This is a genomic window from Bacillus sp. JK62, assembly GCF_053663455.1.
Map to the genome: position 1 here is coordinate 472,113 of NZ_JBSJQA010000001.1, position 21,895 is coordinate 494,007.

Genomic DNA, 21,895 nt, shown 5'->3' on the forward strand with positions numbered 1-21,895 from the left:
CCGGCTTTTTGTCATATCAGTCTGCGATTGAAACGTTTCCGTCCGCTTCAAGCGGCGTTCTTTTTTTCTGGCTCCAGCCATACAGGAGCAAAGCAATCAGGACGAACAGCCCCGCTGCCAGATAAATCGAATGGAATCCGGCCGAAGCGACGAAGAGGCCGAATACATATGACCCGCCGGCAATCCCGCTGTCAAAGAAAGTGAAGAAGGTCGCCGTCGCAAAGCCTGAACGGTGTCCGGGCGAATTCTGAATCGCCAGCGTCTGCATACACGGTACGATAGAGCCGTATCCGAGACCGATTACGGCACCGGACAAGAGAAGCATGAGGGCGCTGTTTGTCATCGCCAGCATGCAAAGCCCCGCGGAGAACACGATAATCGACGGATAGATGACGATTCCCGGCCCCACTCTGTCAAACAGCTTTCCTGTGAAAGGACGGGCGGCCATCATCGTCACGGCGAAACAGACGAAGAAATAGCCGCTGACATCCAACAGGTGGATCGTCTTTGCATAAACGGATAAATATGAAGTCACACTTGAATAACAGAAAGAAATGGACAACCCGACAATCGCGATTTTAAGCGCGCCTTTTTCAAACATGTCGGAGAAAGAAAAACGGAACACAGTCGTTCCGCTGTTGTTTTGATCCGGCACACGAATCATAAAAGCAATCAGCAAGCCTAAAGAAACAAATACAGCAAAAAGCGTAAAGAACACCGGGAACGATATGACTTTCACAAGGCTCAGTCCGAGAAACGGACCGATCGCCATGGCAAGGTTCATAGACATCGCAAAGTAACCGAGCCCCTCGCCGCGCCGCTTGGCGGGAATAAGGTCAGCGGCAATTGCGCCCGTGACCGTCGTTAAAATGCTGAACCAGATGCCTTGGAAAAAACGCAGTCCGAGCAGCAGATAGAAATTGTGTATCGGCAAATACAGATAAGAAGACAGGGCGAACAGCGCCAGAGATACAATCGTCATTCTTTTCTTACCGAACCGTTCAATAATCGCCCCTGAAAAAGGACGGGTGATAATAGCAGATAACAGGAACAGGCTGATCAAAAGCCCTCCTTGCGATTCACTGCCGCCAAGCTCCTGAATCATATAGATAGGCAGCACGGCCAAAAATGTATAAAAGAACACAAAGACAAATAAATTCACGAGTACGACCATAATAAAATCTTTGGTCCAGATCGAGTCAGATTTACTCAAAAGTACAGCACTTCCCTTTCTTTATTATTTCGTTAAAAACACATTCAGAAACTCAGAAAAAGCTTCCTTATCTCCATCTTGGAAATCCGCAAGCATGTCTTCCTCGAACTTCAGCATCTCTTGATTGATGCTGTTGTATTTCAATTCAGCTTCCTTCGTCAGGACGACGAGCTTTTCCCGCTTGTCTTCTCCCTGTTCCCGCTGAATCCAGCCGTTTTCTTCAAGGCGTTTGATCGTTCTGGTAACGGTCGGCGCCTCTACGTTCAGATAGGACCAGATTTCTTTTTGGGTCATCGGTCCGATCGTTTTTAAGCAATATAGGATTGACCATTGAGAGGAGTACAGGCCGAATGGTTCCAGCCGTTCATTGGCTTTCTTCGTAATCAGGCGGGCGCATTGATTGATTTGGTGAATGAGGCGTCTGTTGACGTGGATCATTTCCGTTCTCCTTTTCAAAAAACTTACCTAAGTAACTAATTGTGCTGTTTCATTCTACAGCAGGATCGCGCGGATGTAAACCCCCCGTTCAAAAAGCAGAAAATTATGACCCGCCCCTTGTCCTTATTGAGTTTTTAGCATATTCCCAATTCATTGCTAATACACTGTTACAAACCTATCAAAGAGAGTGTTTGAGGTGAGGGATCGTGGGCATATTTCTAAAACCTTCTTATATAATCGGACAACGAAGAAGCTGCATCATCAGTGAATCTGTTACAGAATACGGATCTCATTTCACACTTCTCACATCCAACTGGGGAGGTCGAGTGGTGTGCACGATTACATCAAAGAGCGAACAATCAAGATTGGTAAGTATATCGTGGAGACGAAAAAAACCGTTCGTGTCATTGCGAAAGAGTTTGGTGTTTCCAAAAGTACCGTACACAAAGATCTGACAGAACGCCTGCCTGAAATCAATCCTGACTTGGCGAATGAAGTAAAAGAAATACTCGATTATCATAAATCCATCAGACATTTAAGGGGGGGCGAGGCGACGAAATTAAAGTACAAGAAGGATGAAATTCTTGAAGGGGAGCCCGTTCAGCAGCCGTAGCGCCTGACGTCTGCCGGGCCCTTTTTTCTCCTCCGGGCGGTTTCGCGAATATCCGCAAAATTTTGTCAAGAACTTATATCGTTCAGCAGCTTTTTTTTGATAAATTATGATAATATATATAATTAGGGCACAATGTGGATATTTTACTGTGAAACAGATATCAAGGAGGATATAAATAGATGTTTGCAAGGGATATTGGAATTGACCTCGGTACTGCAAATGTACTGATCCATGTAAAAGGAAAAGGAATTGTTCTGAATGAGCCTTCCGTTGTGGCACTTGATAAAAACAGCGGCAAAGTGCTGGCTGTCGGTGAAGAAGCCAGACGAATGGTTGGACGTACACCTGGGAATATTGTTGCGATCCGTCCGCTGAAAGACGGCGTAATCGCAGACTTCGAAGTAACTGAAGCTATGCTGAAACATTTCATTAATAAGCTGAATGTAAAAGGACTTTTCTCAAAACCGCGCATGCTGATCTGCTGCCCGACGAATATTACGTCCGTTGAGCAGAAAGCGATTAAAGAAGCAGCTGAAAAAAGCGGCGGAAAGCATGTGTACCTTGAAGAAGAACCGAAAGTTGCCGCTATCGGCGCGGGTATGGAAATCTTCCAGCCGAGCGGTAACATGGTTGTTGACATCGGAGGCGGTACGACAGATATCGCAGTTATTTCTATGGGCGATATTGTCACCTCCTCTTCTATTAAGATGGCTGGGGACAAGTTTGACATGGAAATCTTAAATTATATCAAACGCGAGTATAAGCTGCTGATCGGTGAACGTACCGCTGAAGATATTAAGGTGAAGGTCGCAACGGTTTTCCCAGACGCACGTCATGAAGAAATCACCATCCGCGGCCGTGACATGGTTTCAGGTCTGCCGAGAACGATTACAGTAAACAGCAAAGAAGTGGAAGAAGCCCTTCGTGAATCAGTTGCCGTCATTGTGCAGGCCGCCAAGCAGGTTCTTGAAAGAACACCGCCTGAATTGTCCGCTGACATCATCGACCGCGGCGTTATCATTACCGGCGGGGGAGCGCTGTTAAACGGGCTTGATCAGCTTCTTGCCGAAGAGCTGAGGGTGCCGGTTCTTGTCGCTGAGAACCCGATGGATTGTGTTGCGGTCGGAACCGGCGTCATGCTGGATAACATGGACAAGCTTCCAAAACGCAAACTGAGCTGATGATAAAACCTCATTCTGAAAAAGAATGGGGTTTTTTTCTGTCAAACCCTTCACGAACGGGAATGTAAATCCGATAATAAGAAAAAATGCTGATTTTCATTATAGAACAAATGTTCCGGTGAGGCAACTGGAAATAATGCTATTTCAGAGGTGGAAGACTTGTTAAAAGGATTATATACCGCAACGTCCGCAATGATTACACAGCAGAGAAGAACGGAAATGCTGTCAAATAACATCGCAAACGCGAATACGTCAGGATACAAAGAGGATCAAGGTTCAATCCGCGCCTTTCCCGAGATGCTTCTGAGCCGAATAGAAGGCGACAAAAAAACGAAAATCGGTTCCGTCAACACAGGCGTATACATGCAGGAGCTGAAACCGTTGTTTACGCAGGGAAGCCTGAAAACGACCGATCAGCCGACCGATATCGCGCTTATGGAGAATCAGGTTCCCAAGAATGCCGAAACGAATGAAAACGCCGAGCTGTTTTATCCCGTGCAGACCGCGGGCGGCGTCCGCTATTCAAAAAGCAGCACTTTCTCATTAAATGAAAACAATCAGCTTACGATAAACGGAAACCTTGTTTTATCAACAAACGGACAGCCGATTACAGTCGACAATGAAAAATTCACCGTATCAGAAAACGGAACGGTCACGACAAACGGCCGGCCGGCGGGGCAGATTGACATCAGAATGGAAGAAGACGTGCGCAATCTGAAACGGGACGGCAATGACCTATACAGCACGGCCGACGGCTCTGAACTGCCGAGCGCGGCGGCGAATCCCCAGGTCTCGTATTCATTAAAGCAAGGCGTCTCGGAGCTTTCGAACGTGGACGTGACGAGCACGTATACAGAAATGACGGAAGCATACAGATCATTTGAAGCCAATCAGAAAGTCATTCAGGCTTACGATAAAAGCATGGATAAAGCCGCAAATGAAATCGGCAAAGTGTAACAAAATGGGGGACGTTCAATTATGATGCTCAGATCAATGCTGACGGCTTCAACAGCCTTAAATCAGCTTCAGCAGCAGATGGATACAGTCAGCAGCAACCTTTCAAACAGTGATACGACAGGCTATAAAGCGAGGGACTCCCGCTTTTCCGAGCTGATCAGACAGCAGTATGACCATATAGATGACAAAAAGGAAAATTCGCCGAACATGCGGAAAACGCCGCCCGGCCTGCGTCTCGGCGCCGGGACGGTCATGACTCCGCAGCTGGACTCAGGGCAGGGAAGCATCAAAAAAACCGACCGTGACCTTGATATCGCGTTCACATCACCTTATCAATATCTTCAGGCAGAAGCGGACGGACGGCGGGTGTATACAAGGGACGGCTCACTTTCCCTCAAGCCGGCCGGCGGAAATGACCGGCTGCTTCAGCTGATGACAGCGGGAGGCAATCCCATTCTCGATGAGAACGGCCAGCCCATACAAATTGACAGTTCGCTGAATCAGCTGAAAATCAGCAAAACCGGAACGCTGACTGCTTCAGACCCGGCAGGAACCCGTTCGCAGACGTTTAATCTCGGCATCGTCAATGTCAATAATCCTCAGGCCCTTCATGCGGAAGGGGATAATCTGTTTTCCGTAAACGGAGCGGGGGCTTCAGCGATTGAAGAGCTTACCGGCGCAAACCGGCAGGCAATCGGCATGGAGCAGGGCGCGCTTGAAAGTTCAAATGTCGATATGTCAAAAGAAATGACCGACTTAATCGTGTCTCAGCGTTCCTATCAACTGAACAGCCGCACGATTACATTGGGAGACCAAATGCTGGGCTTAATCAACTCAGTCAGATAAAAGAAGGGGCGTTTTGATCAGCCGCGCATGATAAAAAATGCGGCTTTCTCAAAATCGCCCTTTTTTTTGTAGTAATCAGTAATATCCTGAAGCAGCACTTCCAAATCCACCCACGCTTCAATTTTCTGCAGCTCCAGCACGAGCTTCTGCAATCGGTCGTACGGGTCCTCCTGAGCGGTGTACAGTATGTTGAGCGCGGTCAGCTTCAATTTCATAATCTTGTTCTGCACTTTTTCAGATATGTATAAACCTTTCTGCAGCACGGTTTGTCCTTCGGCGGCATATCCGGTTTTAAAAAGTGCTCTGACCGCTTCGTATACACAATGCAGGTAGGAAACGGGAGACTCTTTCTCGAAACGCTGATTGCCCAATACCTTTTTGTAAAAAGGGAGGGCCTCTTTATCTTTTTTCTGGGCGGTCTTTAAAAAACCAAAATTATAATAGGCGTGGCACAGCAGGTTATTGTCATTGATCCGGTCCGTTATCTTTATGGATTCATTAAAGAGCTGTTCTGCGTCTTCATAGCGTGCCTCGTCTATGTAATTCACGGCGAGAAGCAGCCGGCAGCTGAGTGTTTTTTTGATGTAGCCGAATTCACCTTGATAGATTTCCAGCGCTTTGTTGACATATTGAATGGAGAGCGCAGGCGACTTCATCATGTAATATGCACCCGCTGTTTTATAATAAAATTCAGCGGCTTCGAAACGGTCCTGAATGGCCGGCAGGTACTGTTCAGCTTCTTTAAAGCGGCAGACAGCACGGTTCGGAGCGCCATTCACCATATGGAATAACCCTTTGAAAAAATAGAAATAATAAGTTAATTCATGATCCATCTCATCTTTGCGCCGCTTCAGCTCGCAGAACAATTTAGTCAGACCGTCTTTTTTCTCAAACAGCAGCTGAAACCGTGCGAAAAACAGCTGATATCTGAGTTTGAGCTTTGCATTCTTTTGTAATTTGGGGAGATGCTGATTGATTTGTTCGTGAAGGGAACGGGCTAGATCGAATTGGCGTTTTCCCATGGCGTCATACCATTCATTCAGCATCACCAGCGTACGTTTTTCAGTAAACTTAGCAATCATCTTCCAACCTCTTTGCATAGGGTAAAAATCTTTATTTATCATAACACATTAATGGACGAGGCTCATTGCCAGCTGGTTACAGTTTACAGCGCGGTTGAAAAAGAAATTGATTCATAATATACTTCCAAATGTACAGATTGGTTGCCGTATATACCTTCTATACATACTATTGTCGATGAAGGAGATGTCAAGAGAATGCTTGATACTCAGCAAATTAAAGAAATTATTCCCCATCGCTATCCGTTTCTTCTGGTAGACAGAATTACGGAAGTCGAAGAAGGAAAACGGGCGGCGGGATATAAAAATGTGACGGCGAATGAAGATTTTTTCAACGGCCATTTTCCTGATTACCCTGTTATGCCGGGCGTCTTAATCGTAGAGTCCTTGGCGCAGGTCGGAGCGGTTGCGATGCTGATTAAAGAAGAAAACCGGGGCAGACTCGCGTTTTTTGCGGGGATTGATAACTGCCGTTTCAAAAAGCAGGTAAAACCGGGTGACAAGCTGGAGCTTGAAGTGGACATTACACGTGCACGCGGTACGATCGGACGCGGAAAAGGCGTTGCCAAAGTTGACGGCGAGCTCGTGTGTGAAGCTGAATTAACCTTTGCGCTCGGAGAATAAAAACAAACGAATGGGCTTATAAAAAAGCCCATTTTGTATAGAAAGGGGTGAATGTAATGTGGTCAGAATTTAAAAGCTTTGCGATGCGGGGCAATATCATGGACCTGGCAATCGGTGTCGTCATCGGCGGCGCTTTCGGCAAAATTGTGACGTCGCTCGTTGAAGACATCATCATGCCGCTTGTCGGCCTGCTTCTTGGCGGTCTTGATTTTTCAGGGCTGGCGGTGACATTCGGCGATGCCCATATCAAGTACGGAAGCTTCATTCAAACGATTGTGAACTTCTTCATTATTTCATTTTCTATCTTTATCGTGATCCGCACAATAGGCAAGCTGAGACGTAAAAAAGAAGCAGAAGAAGAGGCTGAAGAAGCAGAAGACACAGATCAGCAGACAGAACTGCTGACTGAAATCAGAGATCTGCTGAAACAGCGGGCTCCTCACAATGACTAGGGCACAAAAAAGGCTGGATGATTAACGTCCGGCCTTTTTTATGATTATAATTTTTGTTTAAACGCTTCAATCAGCCGGCTGCCCGAGTAGCCTTCTTTTACGAGCGACTCCAGAATGCTTTCTGATCCGGGGTGGTTTCTTGACACCATTTGACCGTAAATTAAAACTTGTATACTCTTTTCCAGCTCCACGATATTTTTGATGCTTCCCGTCAGCTGGGCGGGGCGGTTGCTTTTTTTCGTAATCGTTACAAACACCTTCGCTTCTTTCTGGCTTTTCATCAGCATGTCAAAAAAAGAAAAGTGTTCGGCCGGGACCAGTGCTTCAATTAACCAGTGATTTTCTCCGTCCTCTTTGTTGATAATCAATCCGTCTAAAAGGGGAAACTGTTCAATCGGCTGATCGTCTTTATCTAAACGTTCCACATTCAGATCAACCAGTTTAAAGGTTTTCATCTCTTATTTTCACCCCTGTTGTCCATGTTTTTCGTTCATTTATTATAACACATATCATTTTTCCCGGGAAAATGCTGTAAGACATGCTTCATCATTTTTGTAGGCGGTCAACATTTAATCATTTCTATTTTTTCATTATAATGTAAAAGAATATGGTCATGGAGAGATGCTTATGAATCAATTGCGCCTGAAGGAAATCTATATAGAAGACGGTTCAAGGCGAAAAGACGATCATTCCTACTTGGTATGCAAAAAGGAAGATTGTGAGGTGCATCTTAACAGAAGGGGAAATGTCGTCTTTTTATATGAAACAAAAGACCGCATGGAACAGTATAAAATTCAGCTTTCACTGACTGATAAAAAGCTGAGTTTTTACTGGTTCGCATGGGACGGCGGAAAGTTTGTCCGCATGTTTGAGAAAGACTGGCTCAAAACGAAACTTTTCTCGCGGCTGCTCAAAAATACATATTACATAAGCGGTCAAAAACAAAAGTTTTTTTTATCAGAAAGAAAAACAAAAACATAAAAGCAGCCTAAACAGATAACGGCTTTTTCCGCTTTTTGCTTTCATGAGCCTTTGTACTACAATGAAGCCAGCCTCGAAAAAGAGAGGAGGAGACGGCTTGTTTAACCACGTTATGCTTGTCGGCCGGCTGACGAAAGACCCGGAGCTCCGTTTTACATCAGCGGGCATTCCCGTCGCGCATATTACGTTGGCGGTAAACCGCAATTTTAAAAGCGCGTCGGGTGAAACCGGAACCGACTTCGTCAACTGCACCATCTGGAGAAAAAACGCTGAAAACACGGCATTGTACTGCCAAAAAGGGTCAATGGTCGGTGTAAGCGGCAGAATCCAGACGAGAAGCTATGAAAAGACAGACGGCGTAAAAGTTTATGTGACCGAGGTCATGGCTGATACCGTTCGGTTTATGGATCAGAAACGGAAAGAGCCGCTGGCTGAATAGCATGCTTTTTTCCTCGATTTCCCGCCTTTCAGCGGGCCCCGCAATACCTCCTTCCCATTCGCCAGTCGAAAGACTGGTTTTTTTGTGCGGGAGCTGAAAAATGGTTAAAAAGAAGTGATTTCGCTTATAAATACTTAAAAACATTGAATATATTGGGATAAAAACTTATAATTACTTACAGATAAGTGACGAAAAAAGGGAATGAGGACGTGTATCAAGAAGAAAGACTGATTGCGATAATGGAATATTTGAAACAGCATCGGCGGATCACCGCTGAACAGATATGTTCGCTGCTTCATATTTCAAGAGATACCGCAAGAAGGGACCTTGTAAAGCTGAAAGAGCGAGGGGCCATTATCAGAACACGGGGCGGCGCGATTCTGCCGTCGGTGAATCAGGAAGTTCCGGGCTATTCGGGCCGGCTGAAAACCGTTTCTGAAGAGAAAAACAAAATCGGCAAGCTGGCCGCATCCCTGATCCATAAAGGAGACCGGATCATCCTGGACACCTCGACAACCGTGCAGGCCTGCGCGGAGCATTTAAATGTCACCGGCTGCACTGTTATTACAAATTCGATCAATCAGGCCGATATCCTTTCCGCAAAAGAGGGAATTGATATTCACCTGCTCGGCGGAAAGCTCCAGAAGGAACACCGGTTTTTATACGGGGCTTCCGTCGTAGAAAAACTTGGGGATTATCACGCTGATAAGGTGCTGATCGGCGTTGTCGGCATCTCGGAAAACGGCCTGACGATTCCGCATGAAGAAGACGGCATGGTAAAGCGTAAAATGATCCGACAGGCTGAACAGGTGATTGCGCTGAGCGATCACTCCAAGCTTGGCCGTACGAGTTTTTATCAGTATGCAGACCTGCACGAGGTTGACCTGCTGATTACCGATCGGCTGCCTGATCAGGATTTTTGCGATCTGCTCGACCGGCACGGCGTAGAATTGCTTGTAACTGAATCTGAAGAAGAGGATGAGGACATGTGAAACTGATTGCCATAGATCTGGACGGCACACTGCTGAACAGCAGTCATCAAGTAAGCGATGAAAACAAGCGGGCTTTAAGGGAAGCCCGGCAAGCGGGAATTGAAATCGTGGTTTCCACGGGACGCGCGCATTTTGATGTGCACTCCATATTCGAACCGCTCGGCATAAAAACATGGATTATCAGCGCAAACGGAGCCGCCATTCATGCTCCTGACGGCAGCCTGTACCACTGTGAAGCGATTGAAGAATCAAGAGCCCGCGGCATTTTGTCATGGCTTGAAGAGAATCAATATTATTATGAGGTGTTTACAAACAAAGCCATCTATACGCCTGAAACCGGCAGGCAGCTGCTCGATATCGAAATGGACCGGGTGAAAAGCGCCAATCCGGAAACCGATCTTTCTGTTTTGGAACAGGCGGCTTCAGTGCAATACAGCCAGTCCGGCTTTGCTTACATTCATTCATACCGTGAGCTCTTTGAGAAAGAAGAGCATCTGGATTTTTATAATATTCTCGGATTTTCGTTTGATGAGCGGAAGCTGAAAGCGGGCTGGGACCGATTCAGCGGTCAGAAAGATCTCACCCTTGTCAGCTCTGCCGATCACAACTTCGAACTGGCGTCTCGAAACGCCTCTAAAGGGCAGGCGCTCAAACGGCTGGCGCAAAAGCTCGGCATTCCGATGGCTGAAACCGCTGCGGTCGGTGACAGCTTAAATGACTATTCAATGCTTCAGGCGGCCGGAAAAGGCATAGCGATGGGGAATGCGAGAGAAGATATTAAAGAGATCGCTGATGCCGTTACATTGACAAATGATCAAAACGGCGTTGCGTATATGATCAGGAATTTACTGTGAAAGGTATGGCGATACTGTTCATGACTGGCGTGACGCATTCATGGCAAATGCGGCGTAACAGTAAGGACGACATAAAAGACCGGCTCTTCCCGAGAGAGCCGGTCTTTTTGCGTTTAATGTGATTGCGCCGATGCGCTGAGGGTGAATAATTCTTCAAGCTCATCGGATGACAGCTCGGTAATCCAATTTTCACTTTGGATAATCTGATCGTTCAGCGTTTGTTTCGTTTCGAGCATGGCATCAATTTTTTCTTCAATCGTTCCCGTCGTAATGAGTTTGTGAACGTGGACGAACCGTTCCTGGCCGATTCGGTAGGCGCGGTCGGTCGCCTGGTTTTCCACCGCCGGATTCCACCACCTGTCATAGTGAATGACATGATTGGCAGCCGTCAGATTCAGACCGGTTCCGCCCGCTTTCAGTGACAAAATCAGCGTCGGGTATTCTTTCTTCTGGAACCGTTCGACGAGAGAATCGCGTTCCTGCTTGGACAGGCTTCCGTTTAAAAACTGAACCGGTTCTCCGAATGTTTTTTCCAGGAGGCGCTTCATCATGTTGCCCATCTGAATGTATTGGGTGAAAATGAGGCAGCTTTCCCCTTGTCCGCGGATCACCGCCATTAAGTCAAGCAGCTTTTCCAGTTTGACGGATCTCCCGTTTAACAGCTCTGTCTGTTCTTCCTTCAAATAGAGCGCAGGATGGTCGCATATTTGCTTCAAGCGGCCGAGCATGCTCAGAATCAGCGCTTTCCGCTGCATCCCGGTCAGAGAAGCCATATGTTCAAATGTATCTTTGACAAGCTGTTCATAAAGGGATGCCTGTTCGGCTGAGAGCGGGATAAACTCTTTTTGTTCCAGCTTGTCAGGAAGATTAAGCGCCACTTCTTCATCCCGTTTTGTCCGGCGCAGTAAAAACGGCCGGATTAACTGCTGAAGCTGGTTGATTCTTTTTTCGTCACGGTCTTTTTCAATCGGCAGCACATAGCGTTTATGAAAGCCGGTCAGACTGCCGAGATAGCCTTTGTTCATAAAATCAAAGATCGACCAAAGCTCTGTCAGGCGGTTTTCCATCGGTGTTCCGCTCAGCGCAATATGATGGACGCCTTTCAGCTTTCTGATTGCGCGGGACTGCTTCGTATGCGCGTTTTTAATATTTTGCGCTTCATCAAGGCAGATGGTGCTCCATGTCACGGAAGAAAGCTCTTCCTGATCGGCGTGCGAGAGGCCGTAAGAAGTAAGAACGACATCCGCGTCCTGATATGCCGGGACAAATGCTTCGCCCTTCGGCCTGCGGGGGCCGTAATGAAGCACGGCCTTCAGCTGCGGCGCGAAGGTCTGGAGCTCACGCTGCCAATTGCCGAGCACCGATGTCGGCGCAATGATTAAGGCAGGCGCTTTTTGCCGGCCGCTTTCCTTCACATGGAGAAAATAAGCGATCATCTGAATCGTCTTTCCAAGTCCCATGTCATCTGCGAGACAGGCGCCGAAGCCGTTTTCCCGTAAGAACAGAAGCCAGTTCATGCCGTACATCTGATAAGGGCGGAGCTGGCCCTGAAACGCGGCGCTGACTTCATGCTCCGGCAGATCCCCGGCATCCGTCAGTTTGCGGATCAGGCTTCTGAGATGCTTTGATAATTCGATCTTGATCCCGGCAAATGCCGATGAGTCAATGATGTCCGTGTCCTCGGCTCCGTTTTCCCCGTGATCCATCAGTTCGCGCGCCAGCACGTCGGACATGTGGAGGCCCTCAGATTCCGCTTTTTCCATCAATATTTTCATCTGTTTAATAAATTGCGGATCAATTTTCACCCATTGGCCGCGGATGTTGACGAGACGTCTGTTGTTTGCGACAAGCTCATTGAATTCATCCTCTGTCAGCTCAATTCCGTTTGTGGCGAATCTCCAGTTGAAATCAAGCAGAGCGTTCATGCCGACGAAGGACTCGCCCCGCGGGGAGGATGACACTTTCGCCTTGAGCATCATATTGCTGTCCCGGACAATCTGCCACCATGATGGGAGAAGAATCTCCACACCCATATCGACAAGCGTCTCACTCGCTTCCGATAAGAAGATCCAAGCCTCTTCTTCAGAGATCAGCGTCGTTCCTGAATCAAACGAAAGCCAGGGAACCGTTCTGCGGAAGCGGTCCTGTTCGCGCGCGATTTTTCCGCTGTATGCCTGCCACGCTTTTTTCAGACCCTTCAATCCGTCGAAAAAGGTGATGGAGCCGGTTTTTTTCTCACGTAAAAACATCTCGATTTTCCAGTCGTCACCGTCGAAATCAGGCTCGTTTAATCGGAGCCCGACGGTAAACGGCGTCAGATCGTCATGCCAGCCGATTCCCTCGAGAAAATCATCTTCATCCAAAAAGGAGCCTTTAAACGTATGAACGGCCGGCGAACGGGTTTCGATCCGCCGCCATTTTTCCAGCAGGTCATCATTGTACTGAATGTAGTCCTGTACCGCGGCTGAGAACCAGTCTGCCGTAAAGCCTTCCAGCAAAAGCTCGCGGTCTTTGAAGCGCAGGACGCCATTTTGCCATGCGTCATAATCCGGAAGAAAATCGCCGTCGGCAATAAATTCGTATATCGTCGAAGCCGCTTCGATTAACGGTTCCGTTTCCTTTGTCAGCTGCACGGTGCTGAATGAATTGAACGAGTTTTTTCCAAGCAGCTCGACGGTCATCCAAGGGCTGAGCAGAACGGCCGGAGTGCCGATGAAGCTGACGTCTTCAAGAAACGTTCCGTAAAAGGTGGACTCATGCCATTGGAACAAATGAGTCTTCATCTGACTGAGAGTAAGCGGCTGCTCCTTCTCATCATGGCTTGACAGCGTAAATGTCCAATCTTCCATTTGTTCTACATGAATGAAAATTTCCTTAAGACTCGCCATCAATCAACTTTCCTTTCTGCAATTCTTCTTGAAGGGCGCGCAGCCTCTTGTAGCTTGCGCTCAGCCGGCTGATATACCGCTCCCAAACCTGCTGTTTTTTTGCCTTTTTATAAAGCGTCCGCAGTTTTTTCAGATGGCGCGCAGCCTCTTTATAGGCGCTGCGGTTTTTTTGGTCGATAAAAAAGGCCGCCGCCCGGTGATAGGAGGGGATGAGCGCTTCCGGATCACTGGCGGCAATTTCCTTCAGGATGTCCTTTTCAATTTCCCAGACGGAAAAACCGACGAGGCTGTGAATCTCCACCCATTCCGCGTACCGCCGTTTTTCGTACAGGTACTGGCTGTATTCGGTAAAGGTATAGGGAAGGCAGCCGGAAGCAAACCGTTCAAACAGCTGATCATCCCGTGAGTGCCGCGCATAATCCGCCAACAGCGCAAACAGCTCTCCGATGATGTCGCGCATTTCTTTAAACGGCTTATCAAGCTTCGTATAGTTCACGGGAAGCGGTTCGATCCGGCCATACCATGCTTTCAGCCGTTTCCAGTCTTTTTTCGCGGTGAGTTCACCGAGCCATTGAAAGGTGTACGGCAGCGCTTCAGGAGGGAAGCGGGATATATCTTCAAAGACCGCTTCATCATCTTTTTGCAAAAAGGCCAGATGAAGCCGTCCGAACCGCACTTCCGGCGAAAAACGGCGCCCGCTTTCCTGTTCGAGAATCTCCTGTTCACGCGCGACCCATTTCGGCCGGTTCAAAAGCGCGCTCCACATTTCACCGAATACCCGGAGGCGTTCGTATTGAAAAAGCTCTTCTTTCACAAGCAGTCTGCGGAGCACCGGAGGCGTCCGGTCTAAAAAAGGATCGAGTGAAAAAGACAAGGCGTACGTTTTCAGTCTGTCAATGGAGGAATAAATCGTATCCATCAGCTGTTCCACGTATGGATTGATGCTGTAATAATCTTTTTCGGCATCCAATCTGCCTGACTCAATCAAAGTGAACATGTGAAGCCAGACGGCAAGCGCCGAATGAATCTGATATAAGCTTTTAAGCTCGGGTTTTTTCGGGGCGTGTTTTTTGAGCGCTGACAGATAGCCGTAATAAAGTCCCTGCATCGTCTGGCTTCCGGCCGGCGTCCGCGCCTCCCACAGCGAGAATTCCGAATCAAAAAAAGCGAGCCAGCTTGACAGCGACTCTTCATTCGGCAGCACTTTTTCCTGAAACTGCCGGCGGACAAGCTCCCTGCTTTCCTCAAGCTTTTCTCTTTCCAGCCAATGTTCGGTAAAGGTACCGACCCGCTCGAATTGGGCATATACGTAAAGAAAAACGGCGAGCACGTGGCGGCAGATCGCCTCAGACGGGCATGCGCAGCCGCTTTTCACCATGAAAAATAAGTTCAGCGTGACCCTTACAGGCACAACATCCTGCACATATGCGGAAATCTCTGTCGGGGTTTGAACCTGTATACGATAGACGGAATCCTGCCGATATAAAATGAGTGCTTTCTTCATCAGCTGAACATTGTCTTCATTGTAAGGAAGAAGTTCTTTAAGCTGTTCAGCCGCTGCGAGCACATCTTCTTTAGCAATCATATCCTGAAGCATGATTATCGCTCCTAACGAGTCACAAAATAAAAAGATTCCAATTCCTCTATTATATCGCAACACATGGCCCGGAAAAAGTTTTTCCTAAAAAAGGACATAAAAACCCGAATGTGTCGAATGATGTATTAGAGATTGCAAAACAGCACCCGACAGCATATAATAATCTTGTTTTCAATTTAATGGAAGCCGAAAGGAAACGAATGATGAAGAAAACGAAGTTAGATCAAGAGGAGTTTCTGAAGATTTTAATGCATGCGCACGACATCGGTGAGCAGTCCTCTGAGATGACCACAAAAGAAATGCTTGAGAATTTGATTTCTTATATTAAAAATGGATATGCAACATAAAATCCCGCAGGCTCTTGGCCGCGGGATTTTTTAATCTTCCTGTGACACCAGCATTTAAAGCGCTTACAAATATAAATCGGATTGAAGTGATTGTCTGTTTTTGTCGAATTTTGTCATTTGAAAAGGTTAGAAATGACAGTTCAAAGCTGTATAATCGTAATTGGAAAAGATCATTGGAGGGAATGGGAATACACGGAAAGTGATATGGAGGTTATATGGGAGAATCTGCAAGCATAAAGGAAATATTCGCAATACTGAGAAAGCGTCTGCTGTTTATACTTATTATTACCGCGGCGGCATCTTCCGCAGGCGGTCTCATCAGTTTCTTCGCTCTTACGCCGGTCTATGAAAACTCAACTCAAATTTTGGTCAGCCAATCCAAAAACAATCAAAAAGAAGTCCAATTCAATGACGTTCAAACCAACCTCCAATTAATCAACACGTATAATGTCATCATCAAAAGCCCGGTCATCCTCGATGAGGTGATTAAACAGCTGCATCTGTCCATGACTTCGAAAGAGCTGGAATCGAAAATCACGGTATCCAGCGAGCAGGATTCACAAGTTGTGACGATTGCCGTTCGGGATACGGATGCTAAGCGGGCGGCCGTTATGGCAAATGCGGTTGCATCCGTTTTTCAGGACAAGATCACCGCCATCATGAACGTTGATAATGTCAGCATCCTTTCAAAGGCCGAAGCGTCGGACAGCCAGTCACCGGCAGAGCCTAACCGTAAGCTGAACATCGCGATTGCGTTTGCCGCCGGACTTTTGGGCGGAATCGGTCTCGCCTTTTTGCTGGAACATCTGGATAATACGATCAAATCGGAAGAACAGCTGGAAGCGCTGCTCGGCATCCCGATCCTGGGAACGGTTACTTCAATCAGTACAAAAGACAGCGTTGCCAAAAATGTGAGGATGGCGGAAACCAAACAAGCGGGAGGCGGACATGTTGACGCGTAAAAAAGACAAACCCGGAAAACGAAGCGTGATTGCGATGTCTGAGCCGAAATCCATCAACTCAGAACAATATCGCACGATCCGCACAAACATTGAATTTTCTTCCGTTGATACGGAGGTGAAGTCCCTTTTGATCACATCCGCCGGTCCGGAAGAAGGAAAATCGACAACCGCGGCCAACCTTGCCGTCGTATTTGCACAGCAGGGGAAAAAAGTGCTTTTAATTGATGCGGATCTGCGCAAACCGACGGTTCATTTCACCTTCAAATTGGATAACGGAACCGGATTAACGTCGCTGCTGTTAAAACAGCTGCCGTTTCAGAAAGCCGTCCTGCCGGCTGATGAAGCAAACCTGGATATTTTAACGAGCGGGCCGATCCCGCCCAATCCGGCGGAGCTTTTATCGACGGGTGCCATGAAAGATCTTCTGTCAGAAGCAGCCGCAGTTTATGATAAGGTGATTTTAGATACGCCTCCCGTTTTGGCTGTAGCTGATACGAAAATATTAGGCAGCTACACTGACGGGGCCATTATGGTGATCTCAAGCGGGAAAACGGACAAGGAAAAAGCGGCCAAGGCGAAAGAAGCGCTCGATTACTGCCCGTGCAAGCTCCTTGGGGCCGTTATGAACGGGAAGAAACAAACGAAACATTCGGACTACGCCTATTACGGACAATAATGTCACAATGGGCGCGGTCCATTCTTTTTAAGGAGGGATTGAAATATGATAGATATCCATTGTCACATCCTTCCTTCCATAGACGACGGCGCGGCGGATGATACAGAAAGCCTGAAGATGGCGAGAGAAGCGGTCAGACAGGGGATTGATACGATCATCGCGACGCCGCATCATGTGAAATACCGCTATGACACGGATCGGCATACGGTCAACGAAGCGGTCAGCCTGTTAAACAAACGTTTGAATAAGGAAGGCATTCCGCTGACTGTCCTGCCCGGCCAGGAAATCAGAATAGACGGAGATCTGCTGGCAGGTCTTCAAAGCGGCTCGCTTGCCCCGCTCCATAATACAAAGTATGTGCTGGCGGAATTTCCGGCGGATCATATCCCGGCCTACGCTGAAAGGCTGTTTTATGAACTGCAGCTGAACGGATATGTCCCCGTCATCGCCCATCCGGAGCGGAACAGGGAAATTCGCGAAAACCCTTCCGTCCTTTACAGTCTTGTGAAGAAAGGGGCGGCCGCCCAAGTGACGGCCGGCTGCATTGCCGGAGCATTCGGGCGGAAAGCGAAATCCTTTTCGCTGCAGCTGATGGAAGCGAATTTGATCCACTTTCTCGCATCTGACGCCCATAATCTCGGACCGAGAAATTTTTATTATCAGGAGGCGATCAGCGTTCTGAAAAAAGAAGCAGGGGCGGAGCTGATTTACATGCTCGCGGAAAATGCGGCGCTTCTCGCTGAAAACAAAGCCGTTTATAAGGAACCTCCGCTGCCTGTGGCCCGCCGTAAGCGCTGGGGTCTTTTTTAATCGTCGTCTCCATCCCGTTTAAATGAAGCGTAAGCGGCTGTTTTGCAAGATGATTCTTTTATGCTTATGCTATTATCAGCGGCCGGCGCCGTTTTTTCCTATCATGGCCTCAGGCTCCCGGCATTCCGCCGGCGCCGGGATCATATGATAATAGCGGTAAGCTGCCCAGCAGCAATTTCTAAACGGTTGGGGGAACACGATGAAAATAACAGTGATCGGAACAGGCTACGTCGGTCTTGTGACAGGAGTGTCTCTTTCAGAAATCGGCCATGACGTAACATGCATAGATATTGACGAACGTAAGGTTGAGCAGATGAGAAAGGGATTGTCCCCTATCTTTGAACCGGGCCTTGAAGATATGATGAAACGAAATATCGGCCGGCATCGGCTGGCATTTGAAACGAGCTACGAAAAAGGGCTTGCGGAAGCGGACGTTATTTTTATAGCGGTCGGAACGCCGCAAAAAGAAGACGGGCACGCAAACCTTACTTATATTGAAAATGTCGCCGAACAGATTGCCGAACATATTTCTAAAGATGCGATCGTCGTGACAAAAAGCACGGTTCCCGTGGGAACGAATGACAGAATCAGCGAAGTTATTCATTCACGGCTGAGAGCGGACGTGAACATTTCAATCGCTTCGAATCCGGAATTTCTCCGTGAAGGTTCGGCGATTCACGATACCTTTCACGGAGACCGCATCGTAATCGGGGCTGAAGACCGGCAGACGCGGGAAACGCTTGACCGGGTTTTCGCGCCGCTTGCGATTCCGGTATATCATACGGACATCAGAAGCGCTGAGATGATCAAATATGCGTCAAACGCATTTTTAGCGGCAAAAATCAGTTTTATTAATGAAATTTCTCATATATGTGAAAAAGTCGGTGCGGATGTGGAATCAGTCGCACACGGAATGGGATTGGATAAACGGATCGGCAATCAATTCTTAAGAGCCGGCATCGGTTACGGCGGTTCCTGTTTTCCGAAGGATACAAACGCCCTCGTGCAGATCGCGGGACATGTGGAGCATGATTTTGAATTGCTGAAGTCCGTCATTAAAGTCAACAATAACCAGCAGTCCATGCTGGTTGATAAAGTGCTGAACAGGCTGGGCGGTGTGACGGGGAAAACCATCGCGTTATTAGGGCTGTCTTTTAAGCCGAATACAGATGATATGCGGGATGCCCCGTCCATTGTCATTGCGGATCGTCTGGCGGCTCTTGACGCCCGGATGACAGCGTACGATCCGATCGCTTCATTCCGGGCTTCCGGGCTGCTTCCGGCTGCGGTTTCCTATCGGGAGTCCATAGAAGAAGCCGTCAGGGGAGCGGATGCCGTCCTGATTCTGACAGATTGGGAACAAATTAAACACTTCCCGCTTGAAGCGTACAAAGAGCTGATGGAAACCCCGGTTATTTTCGACGGGAGAAACTGCCACTCGCTTGAGGAAGCGGAACAGGCGGGCGTGGAATATATCTCAATCGGAAGAAGAGCCGTCGTGCCTCAGACTGATTCTGTCACTTAAAAGGCCGGCGGTCCGCGCCGGCCTTTTATCATACAATCATTAGAGACGAAGGGGATATTAATCGTGGAAAACACATGGAAATTGCCGAAGCAAATGGAATCATCCCGCGGTCTGCTGGAAACGTCAGCACGGCCCTTTATCAAACTGCACGTCAAAAAAGCTGAAACGGGACGGTATGACAGTAAAATTGCCGGAGACCCCTATTTTCCGAAACATGAACCATACCCTGAAGATGAAAGCGGCAGGCCGATGAAGCTTCTCGCCCAAATCAATTTTGCGGATATGCCCGGACTACCTGATTTTCCGGACACCGGCATTCTTCAGTTTTACATATCGGTCAGTGATGACGTATACGGTTTGAATTTTGACGACGGGTGCGCGCAAACGGGTTTCTGCGTCAAATATTTTGAGCACGTGACAGATCGGGAAGAGGAGCTCATGGATGATTTTTCTTTCGTTCAGGTTGAAGAGGAGTACGATTTTCCGAGTCCGTCTGGCTGACCTTGAAACGCATGTTTTGCGAACGTTTTATCGGAAAAATCACGTGTAACACTTGGGGCTTTAAGCCACCAAGTGTTTTTTTGTATGCCTGGTGTCCGCTTTATTAAAAACTTTGTCGTCCTCGCAGCAGGTTTTTATTTGAATGTTTTTCGCGTCAAATCGATAAATGCCTTTAATGGTGCAGACATCCACTTGTCCTTATGCCATGCTAGTTGAGTAAAAACGGGGCATTCATTCTGCCAGTTGAGTTCTTTCATCCGTCCTTCGGCAATATCGTCTTTTACTGTCATTTCAGGCAATAGTCCAATTCCGAGTCCGGCCATCACGCATTGTTTGATGGCTTCTATGCTGACGAATTCTAATTTATTAGGGTAGACTCCGGCGTCATGTAAAGTGTTCTCAAAGAGCGTGCGATATGAACAGCCGTCCTCTGTCAGCAGAAGGGTTTCGTTTTGAAGATCCTTCAATGTTGCTGGTGAGTCTGCTGGAAAAGGATGGTCATTGGCGGCTACCATTTTGATTTCATCCTGAATCAGAGATTCAACGTGCAGTGCGTCTTCCGTTCGGTTCACATCCAAAATGAAAGTGATATCAAGCTGGCCCTGCAAGAGCTGTTCTTTCGCTTGTTCGTTGGAAATATACGGTTTGAATATGAGCTTTACTTGAGGAAAAGCCTGTTTGAATTCTTTTATGATAGGCGGAAGGCGGTATGTGCACTGGCTTTCCGTCGCACCGATTTTCAAGGTTCCGGTTGTTTCCCTTGCTTGATTTGCGGCCATTTTTGCTTCTTCTGTTAACGCAATGATCTTCTCCGCATAGGATTTGAACGTTTTGCCGGCTTCTGTCAGGAAAAGCCGCTTGCCGAGCCGTTCAAATAAAGGAGTCCCGATTTCTTCTTCCAGTGATTTGATCTGAGAGGTAACGCTTGATTGTGCATAGTTAAGCATCTTGGCCGTTAGGGTGAAGTTTACGTGTTCTGCTGCGGTAATAAAGGTGATCAGCTGCTTCAATTCCATTTGATCTCGCCCTTTCTAAATCGTTTTTATCGATTGAAACAATCGAAATAATCATCTGTATTGATCGATGAATCCATTATATGATGAAGAAAATCATTCGTAAACAAAGGAGCAGATGCATCATGAACATTGCGGTTATTCATGGCGGAACGAGGCCTGACGGAAATACGGATATTCTTGCGGAGAAGGCTGTTCAAGGATTCGATGCGGAGCACATTCATTTGCGGAAATATCGGATCCGGCCAATTGAAGATCTGCGTCACGCCCAAGGCGGCTTTCGTCCTGTTCAAGATGACTACGATTCTATCATTGAGCGGATTTTATCGCGCGATATTCTTGTATTCGCCACCCCAATTTATTGGTTTGGCATGTCAGGGACATTAAAGCTGTTTATTGATCGCTGGTCACAGACGCTGAGAGATCCGAGGTTTCCTGATTTTAAACAGCAAATGTCAGTGAAGCAGGCATATGTAACAGCAGTGGGAGGGGACAACCCTAAACTCAAAGGGCTGCCGCTGATTCAGCAATTTGAACATATTTTTCATTTTATGGGGATGTCCTTTAAAGGCTATGTGCTGGGAGAAGGCAATCGTCCCGGTGATATTCTTCATGATCATCAGGCTCTGTCCGCTGCGAGCCGTTTATTGAAAAGAAGTGATGCGATATGAAGCTGCTGCTGGTTATCTCTGGTATATTGATTCTTGCACTCTTTCTAGCTTGGAAAGCGCCGACTTCTGTTTGGGTACAGGCTGAAACCAATTCGCCTCAGGTTCAGCAATCTGTGAGAATGGCAGGCGCAACGCTGCAAGTTAAGCAAATCATCAAGAGTGATGCAGGCGAAGAAACAGTTGTCATATCAAACGGCATTGTGGGGCCAAAATAAAAAAGCACCTGTCCAGGTGCT

At 47.5% G+C, this 21,895-nt stretch carries 24 protein-coding genes and 2 pseudogenes; 19 read left to right on the top strand and 7 right to left on the bottom strand.

Annotated features, from left to right (window positions below; all coding sequences use genetic code 11):
* Positions 1 to 16 precede the first annotated feature (16 nt).
* Positions 17 to 1,213, bottom strand: coding sequence for an MFS transporter (locus tag ACWJJ4_RS02345; RefSeq protein WP_024085905.1), 1,197 nt, complete (start codon positions 1,211 to 1,213; stop codon positions 17 to 19).
* A 24-nt stretch (positions 1,214 to 1,237) separates the two neighbouring features.
* On the bottom strand, positions 1,238 to 1,651 hold the full coding sequence (locus ACWJJ4_RS02350) for a MarR family winged helix-turn-helix transcriptional regulator (RefSeq protein ID WP_014305988.1): 414 nt from the start codon (positions 1,649 to 1,651) through the stop codon (positions 1,238 to 1,240).
* Between the two features lie 331 nt (positions 1,652 to 1,982).
* Between ACWJJ4_RS02350 and spoIIID the strand changes: the two genes are divergently transcribed.
* From spoIIID to ACWJJ4_RS02370, 4 genes are all read left to right on the top strand, one after another.
* Complete coding sequence (spoIIID, locus tag ACWJJ4_RS02355) at positions 1,983 to 2,264, top strand: sporulation transcriptional regulator SpoIIID (RefSeq protein ID WP_003151236.1); 282 nt, start codon at positions 1,983 to 1,985, stop codon at positions 2,262 to 2,264.
* 179 nt (positions 2,265 to 2,443) lie between these two features.
* Positions 2,444 to 3,445: a cell shape-determining protein Mbl gene (gene mbl, locus ACWJJ4_RS02360; RefSeq protein WP_003151237.1), complete on the top strand. Its 1,002-nt coding sequence runs from the start codon at positions 2,444 to 2,446 to the stop codon at positions 3,443 to 3,445.
* A gap of 159 nt (positions 3,446 to 3,604) precedes the next feature.
* On the top strand, positions 3,605 to 4,402 hold the full coding sequence (locus ACWJJ4_RS02365) for a flagellar hook-basal body protein (RefSeq protein ID WP_007614310.1): 798 nt from the start codon (positions 3,605 to 3,607) through the stop codon (positions 4,400 to 4,402).
* A gap of 24 nt (positions 4,403 to 4,426) precedes the next feature.
* On the top strand, positions 4,427 to 5,248 hold the full coding sequence (locus ACWJJ4_RS02370; protein WP_146284632.1) for a flagellar hook-basal body protein: 822 nt from the start codon (positions 4,427 to 4,429) through the stop codon (positions 5,246 to 5,248).
* Positions 5,249 to 5,265: 17 nt separating this feature from the next.
* On the opposite strand, the gene ACWJJ4_RS02375 is transcribed toward ACWJJ4_RS02370, so the two are convergent.
* Complete coding sequence (locus tag ACWJJ4_RS02375; RefSeq protein ID WP_003151240.1) at positions 5,266 to 6,330, bottom strand: response regulator aspartate phosphatase; 1,065 nt, start codon at positions 6,328 to 6,330, stop codon at positions 5,266 to 5,268.
* Positions 6,331 to 6,525: 195 nt separating this feature from the next.
* On the opposite strand from ACWJJ4_RS02375, the gene fabZ reads away from it, so the two are divergent.
* Together fabZ and mscL are read left to right on the top strand one after the other, a co-directional pair.
* Positions 6,526 to 6,951: a 3-hydroxyacyl-ACP dehydratase FabZ gene (gene fabZ / locus ACWJJ4_RS02380; protein WP_454021394.1), complete on the top strand. Its 426-nt coding sequence runs from the start codon at positions 6,526 to 6,528 to the stop codon at positions 6,949 to 6,951.
* Positions 6,952 to 7,007: 56 nt separating this feature from the next.
* Positions 7,008 to 7,403, top strand: coding sequence for a large conductance mechanosensitive channel protein MscL (gene mscL, locus ACWJJ4_RS02385; protein ID WP_015418395.1), 396 nt, complete (start codon positions 7,008 to 7,010; stop codon positions 7,401 to 7,403).
* A 44-nt stretch (positions 7,404 to 7,447) separates the two neighbouring features.
* On the opposite strand, the gene ACWJJ4_RS02390 is transcribed toward mscL, so the two are convergent.
* The gene (locus ACWJJ4_RS02390; protein ID WP_003151245.1) at positions 7,448 to 7,858 is read right to left on the bottom strand and encodes a YwpF-like family protein; all 411 of its coding nucleotides are present in this window, start codon (positions 7,856 to 7,858) and stop codon (positions 7,448 to 7,450) included.
* Between the two features lie 172 nt (positions 7,859 to 8,030).
* Here ACWJJ4_RS02390 and ACWJJ4_RS02395 point away from each other — a divergent pair, with 172 nt between their 5' ends.
* The 4 genes from ACWJJ4_RS02395 (at position 8,031) to ACWJJ4_RS02410 (ending at position 10,669) form a co-directional block, all read left to right on the top strand.
* Positions 8,031 to 8,384 (top strand): hypothetical protein, encoded by a 354-nt coding sequence (locus tag ACWJJ4_RS02395; RefSeq protein ID WP_003151247.1) that lies wholly within the window; start codon positions 8,031 to 8,033, stop codon positions 8,382 to 8,384.
* A 97-nt stretch (positions 8,385 to 8,481) separates the two neighbouring features.
* Positions 8,482 to 8,823 carry a single-stranded DNA-binding protein gene (locus ACWJJ4_RS02400; RefSeq protein ID WP_003151249.1) on the top strand — a complete coding sequence of 114 codons (342 nt, stop codon included), beginning with the start codon at positions 8,482 to 8,484 and terminating at the stop codon, positions 8,821 to 8,823.
* A 209-nt stretch (positions 8,824 to 9,032) separates the two neighbouring features.
* The gene (locus tag ACWJJ4_RS02405) at positions 9,033 to 9,815 is read left to right on the top strand and encodes a DeoR/GlpR family DNA-binding transcription regulator (protein ID WP_003151250.1); all 783 of its coding nucleotides are present in this window, start codon (positions 9,033 to 9,035) and stop codon (positions 9,813 to 9,815) included.
* Positions 9,812 to 10,669, top strand: a complete 858-nt coding sequence (locus ACWJJ4_RS02410) for a Cof-type HAD-IIB family hydrolase (protein ID WP_025649370.1) — start codon at positions 9,812 to 9,814, stop codon at positions 10,667 to 10,669. Before ACWJJ4_RS02405 ends, ACWJJ4_RS02410 begins: the two co-directional genes overlap by 4 nt.
* A 113-nt stretch (positions 10,670 to 10,782) precedes the next feature.
* On the opposite strand, the gene ACWJJ4_RS02415 is transcribed toward ACWJJ4_RS02410, so the two are convergent.
* Both ACWJJ4_RS02415 and ACWJJ4_RS02420 read right to left on the bottom strand, forming a co-directional pair.
* Positions 10,783 to 13,557 carry a DEAD/DEAH box helicase gene (locus tag ACWJJ4_RS02415; RefSeq protein ID WP_102422822.1) on the bottom strand — a complete coding sequence of 925 codons (2,775 nt, stop codon included), beginning with the start codon at positions 13,555 to 13,557 and terminating at the stop codon, positions 10,783 to 10,785.
* Positions 13,544 to 15,154, bottom strand: coding sequence for an SWIM zinc finger family protein (locus tag ACWJJ4_RS02420; protein WP_454021395.1), 1,611 nt, complete (start codon positions 15,152 to 15,154; stop codon positions 13,544 to 13,546). Before ACWJJ4_RS02420 ends, ACWJJ4_RS02415 begins: the two co-directional genes overlap by 14 nt.
* Before the next feature lie 203 nt (positions 15,155 to 15,357).
* Between ACWJJ4_RS02420 and ACWJJ4_RS02425 the strand changes: the two genes are divergently transcribed.
* The 7 genes and pseudogenes from ACWJJ4_RS02425 to ACWJJ4_RS02455 form a co-directional block, all read left to right on the top strand.
* A complete protein-coding gene (locus ACWJJ4_RS02425; RefSeq protein WP_003151259.1) occupies positions 15,358 to 15,501 on the top strand; it encodes a hypothetical protein in 144 nt (47 codons plus the stop codon).
* Positions 15,502 to 15,716: 215 nt separating this feature from the next.
* Positions 15,717 to 16,463, top strand: a complete 747-nt coding sequence (locus tag ACWJJ4_RS02430; RefSeq protein WP_070082498.1) for a YveK family protein — start codon at positions 15,717 to 15,719, stop codon at positions 16,461 to 16,463.
* The gene (locus ACWJJ4_RS02435; RefSeq protein WP_014305982.1) at positions 16,450 to 17,139 is read left to right on the top strand and encodes a CpsD/CapB family tyrosine-protein kinase; all 690 of its coding nucleotides are present in this window, start codon (positions 16,450 to 16,452) and stop codon (positions 17,137 to 17,139) included. Before ACWJJ4_RS02430 ends, ACWJJ4_RS02435 begins: the two co-directional genes overlap by 14 nt.
* Before the next feature lie 45 nt (positions 17,140 to 17,184).
* The gene (locus ACWJJ4_RS02440) at positions 17,185 to 17,949 is read left to right on the top strand and encodes a tyrosine-protein phosphatase (RefSeq protein ID WP_454021396.1); all 765 of its coding nucleotides are present in this window, start codon (positions 17,185 to 17,187) and stop codon (positions 17,947 to 17,949) included.
* Positions 17,950 to 18,148: 199 nt separating this feature from the next.
* Entirely contained in the window at positions 18,149 to 19,474 is a 1,326-nt protein-coding gene (locus ACWJJ4_RS02445) for a UDP-glucose dehydrogenase family protein (protein WP_015387591.1), read from the top strand.
* Between the two features lie 63 nt (positions 19,475 to 19,537).
* Positions 19,538 to 19,969: pseudogene (locus ACWJJ4_RS02450) on the top strand (DUF1963 domain-containing protein); the annotation flags it as partial.
* A pseudogene (locus ACWJJ4_RS02455) lies at positions 19,962 to 20,024 on the top strand (endonuclease V); the annotation flags it as partial. The pseudogenes ACWJJ4_RS02450 and ACWJJ4_RS02455, both read left to right, overlap by 8 nt.
* Before the next feature lie 85 nt (positions 20,025 to 20,109).
* On the opposite strand, the gene ACWJJ4_RS02460 reads toward ACWJJ4_RS02455, so the two are convergent.
* Complete coding sequence (locus ACWJJ4_RS02460; protein ID WP_077722959.1) at positions 20,110 to 20,991, bottom strand: LysR family transcriptional regulator; 882 nt, start codon at positions 20,989 to 20,991, stop codon at positions 20,110 to 20,112.
* Positions 20,992 to 21,113: 122 nt separating this feature from the next.
* On the opposite strand from ACWJJ4_RS02460, the gene ACWJJ4_RS02465 reads away from it, so the two are divergent.
* Together ACWJJ4_RS02465 and ACWJJ4_RS02470 are read left to right on the top strand one after the other, a co-directional pair.
* Positions 21,114 to 21,659, top strand: coding sequence for a flavodoxin family protein (locus tag ACWJJ4_RS02465; protein WP_454021397.1), 546 nt, complete (start codon positions 21,114 to 21,116; stop codon positions 21,657 to 21,659).
* Positions 21,656 to 21,874 carry a hypothetical protein gene (locus ACWJJ4_RS02470; protein WP_454021398.1) on the top strand — a complete coding sequence of 73 codons (219 nt, stop codon included), beginning with the start codon at positions 21,656 to 21,658 and terminating at the stop codon, positions 21,872 to 21,874. Before ACWJJ4_RS02465 ends, ACWJJ4_RS02470 begins: the two co-directional genes overlap by 4 nt.
* The last annotated feature ends 21 nt before the right edge of the window (positions 21,875 to 21,895 follow it).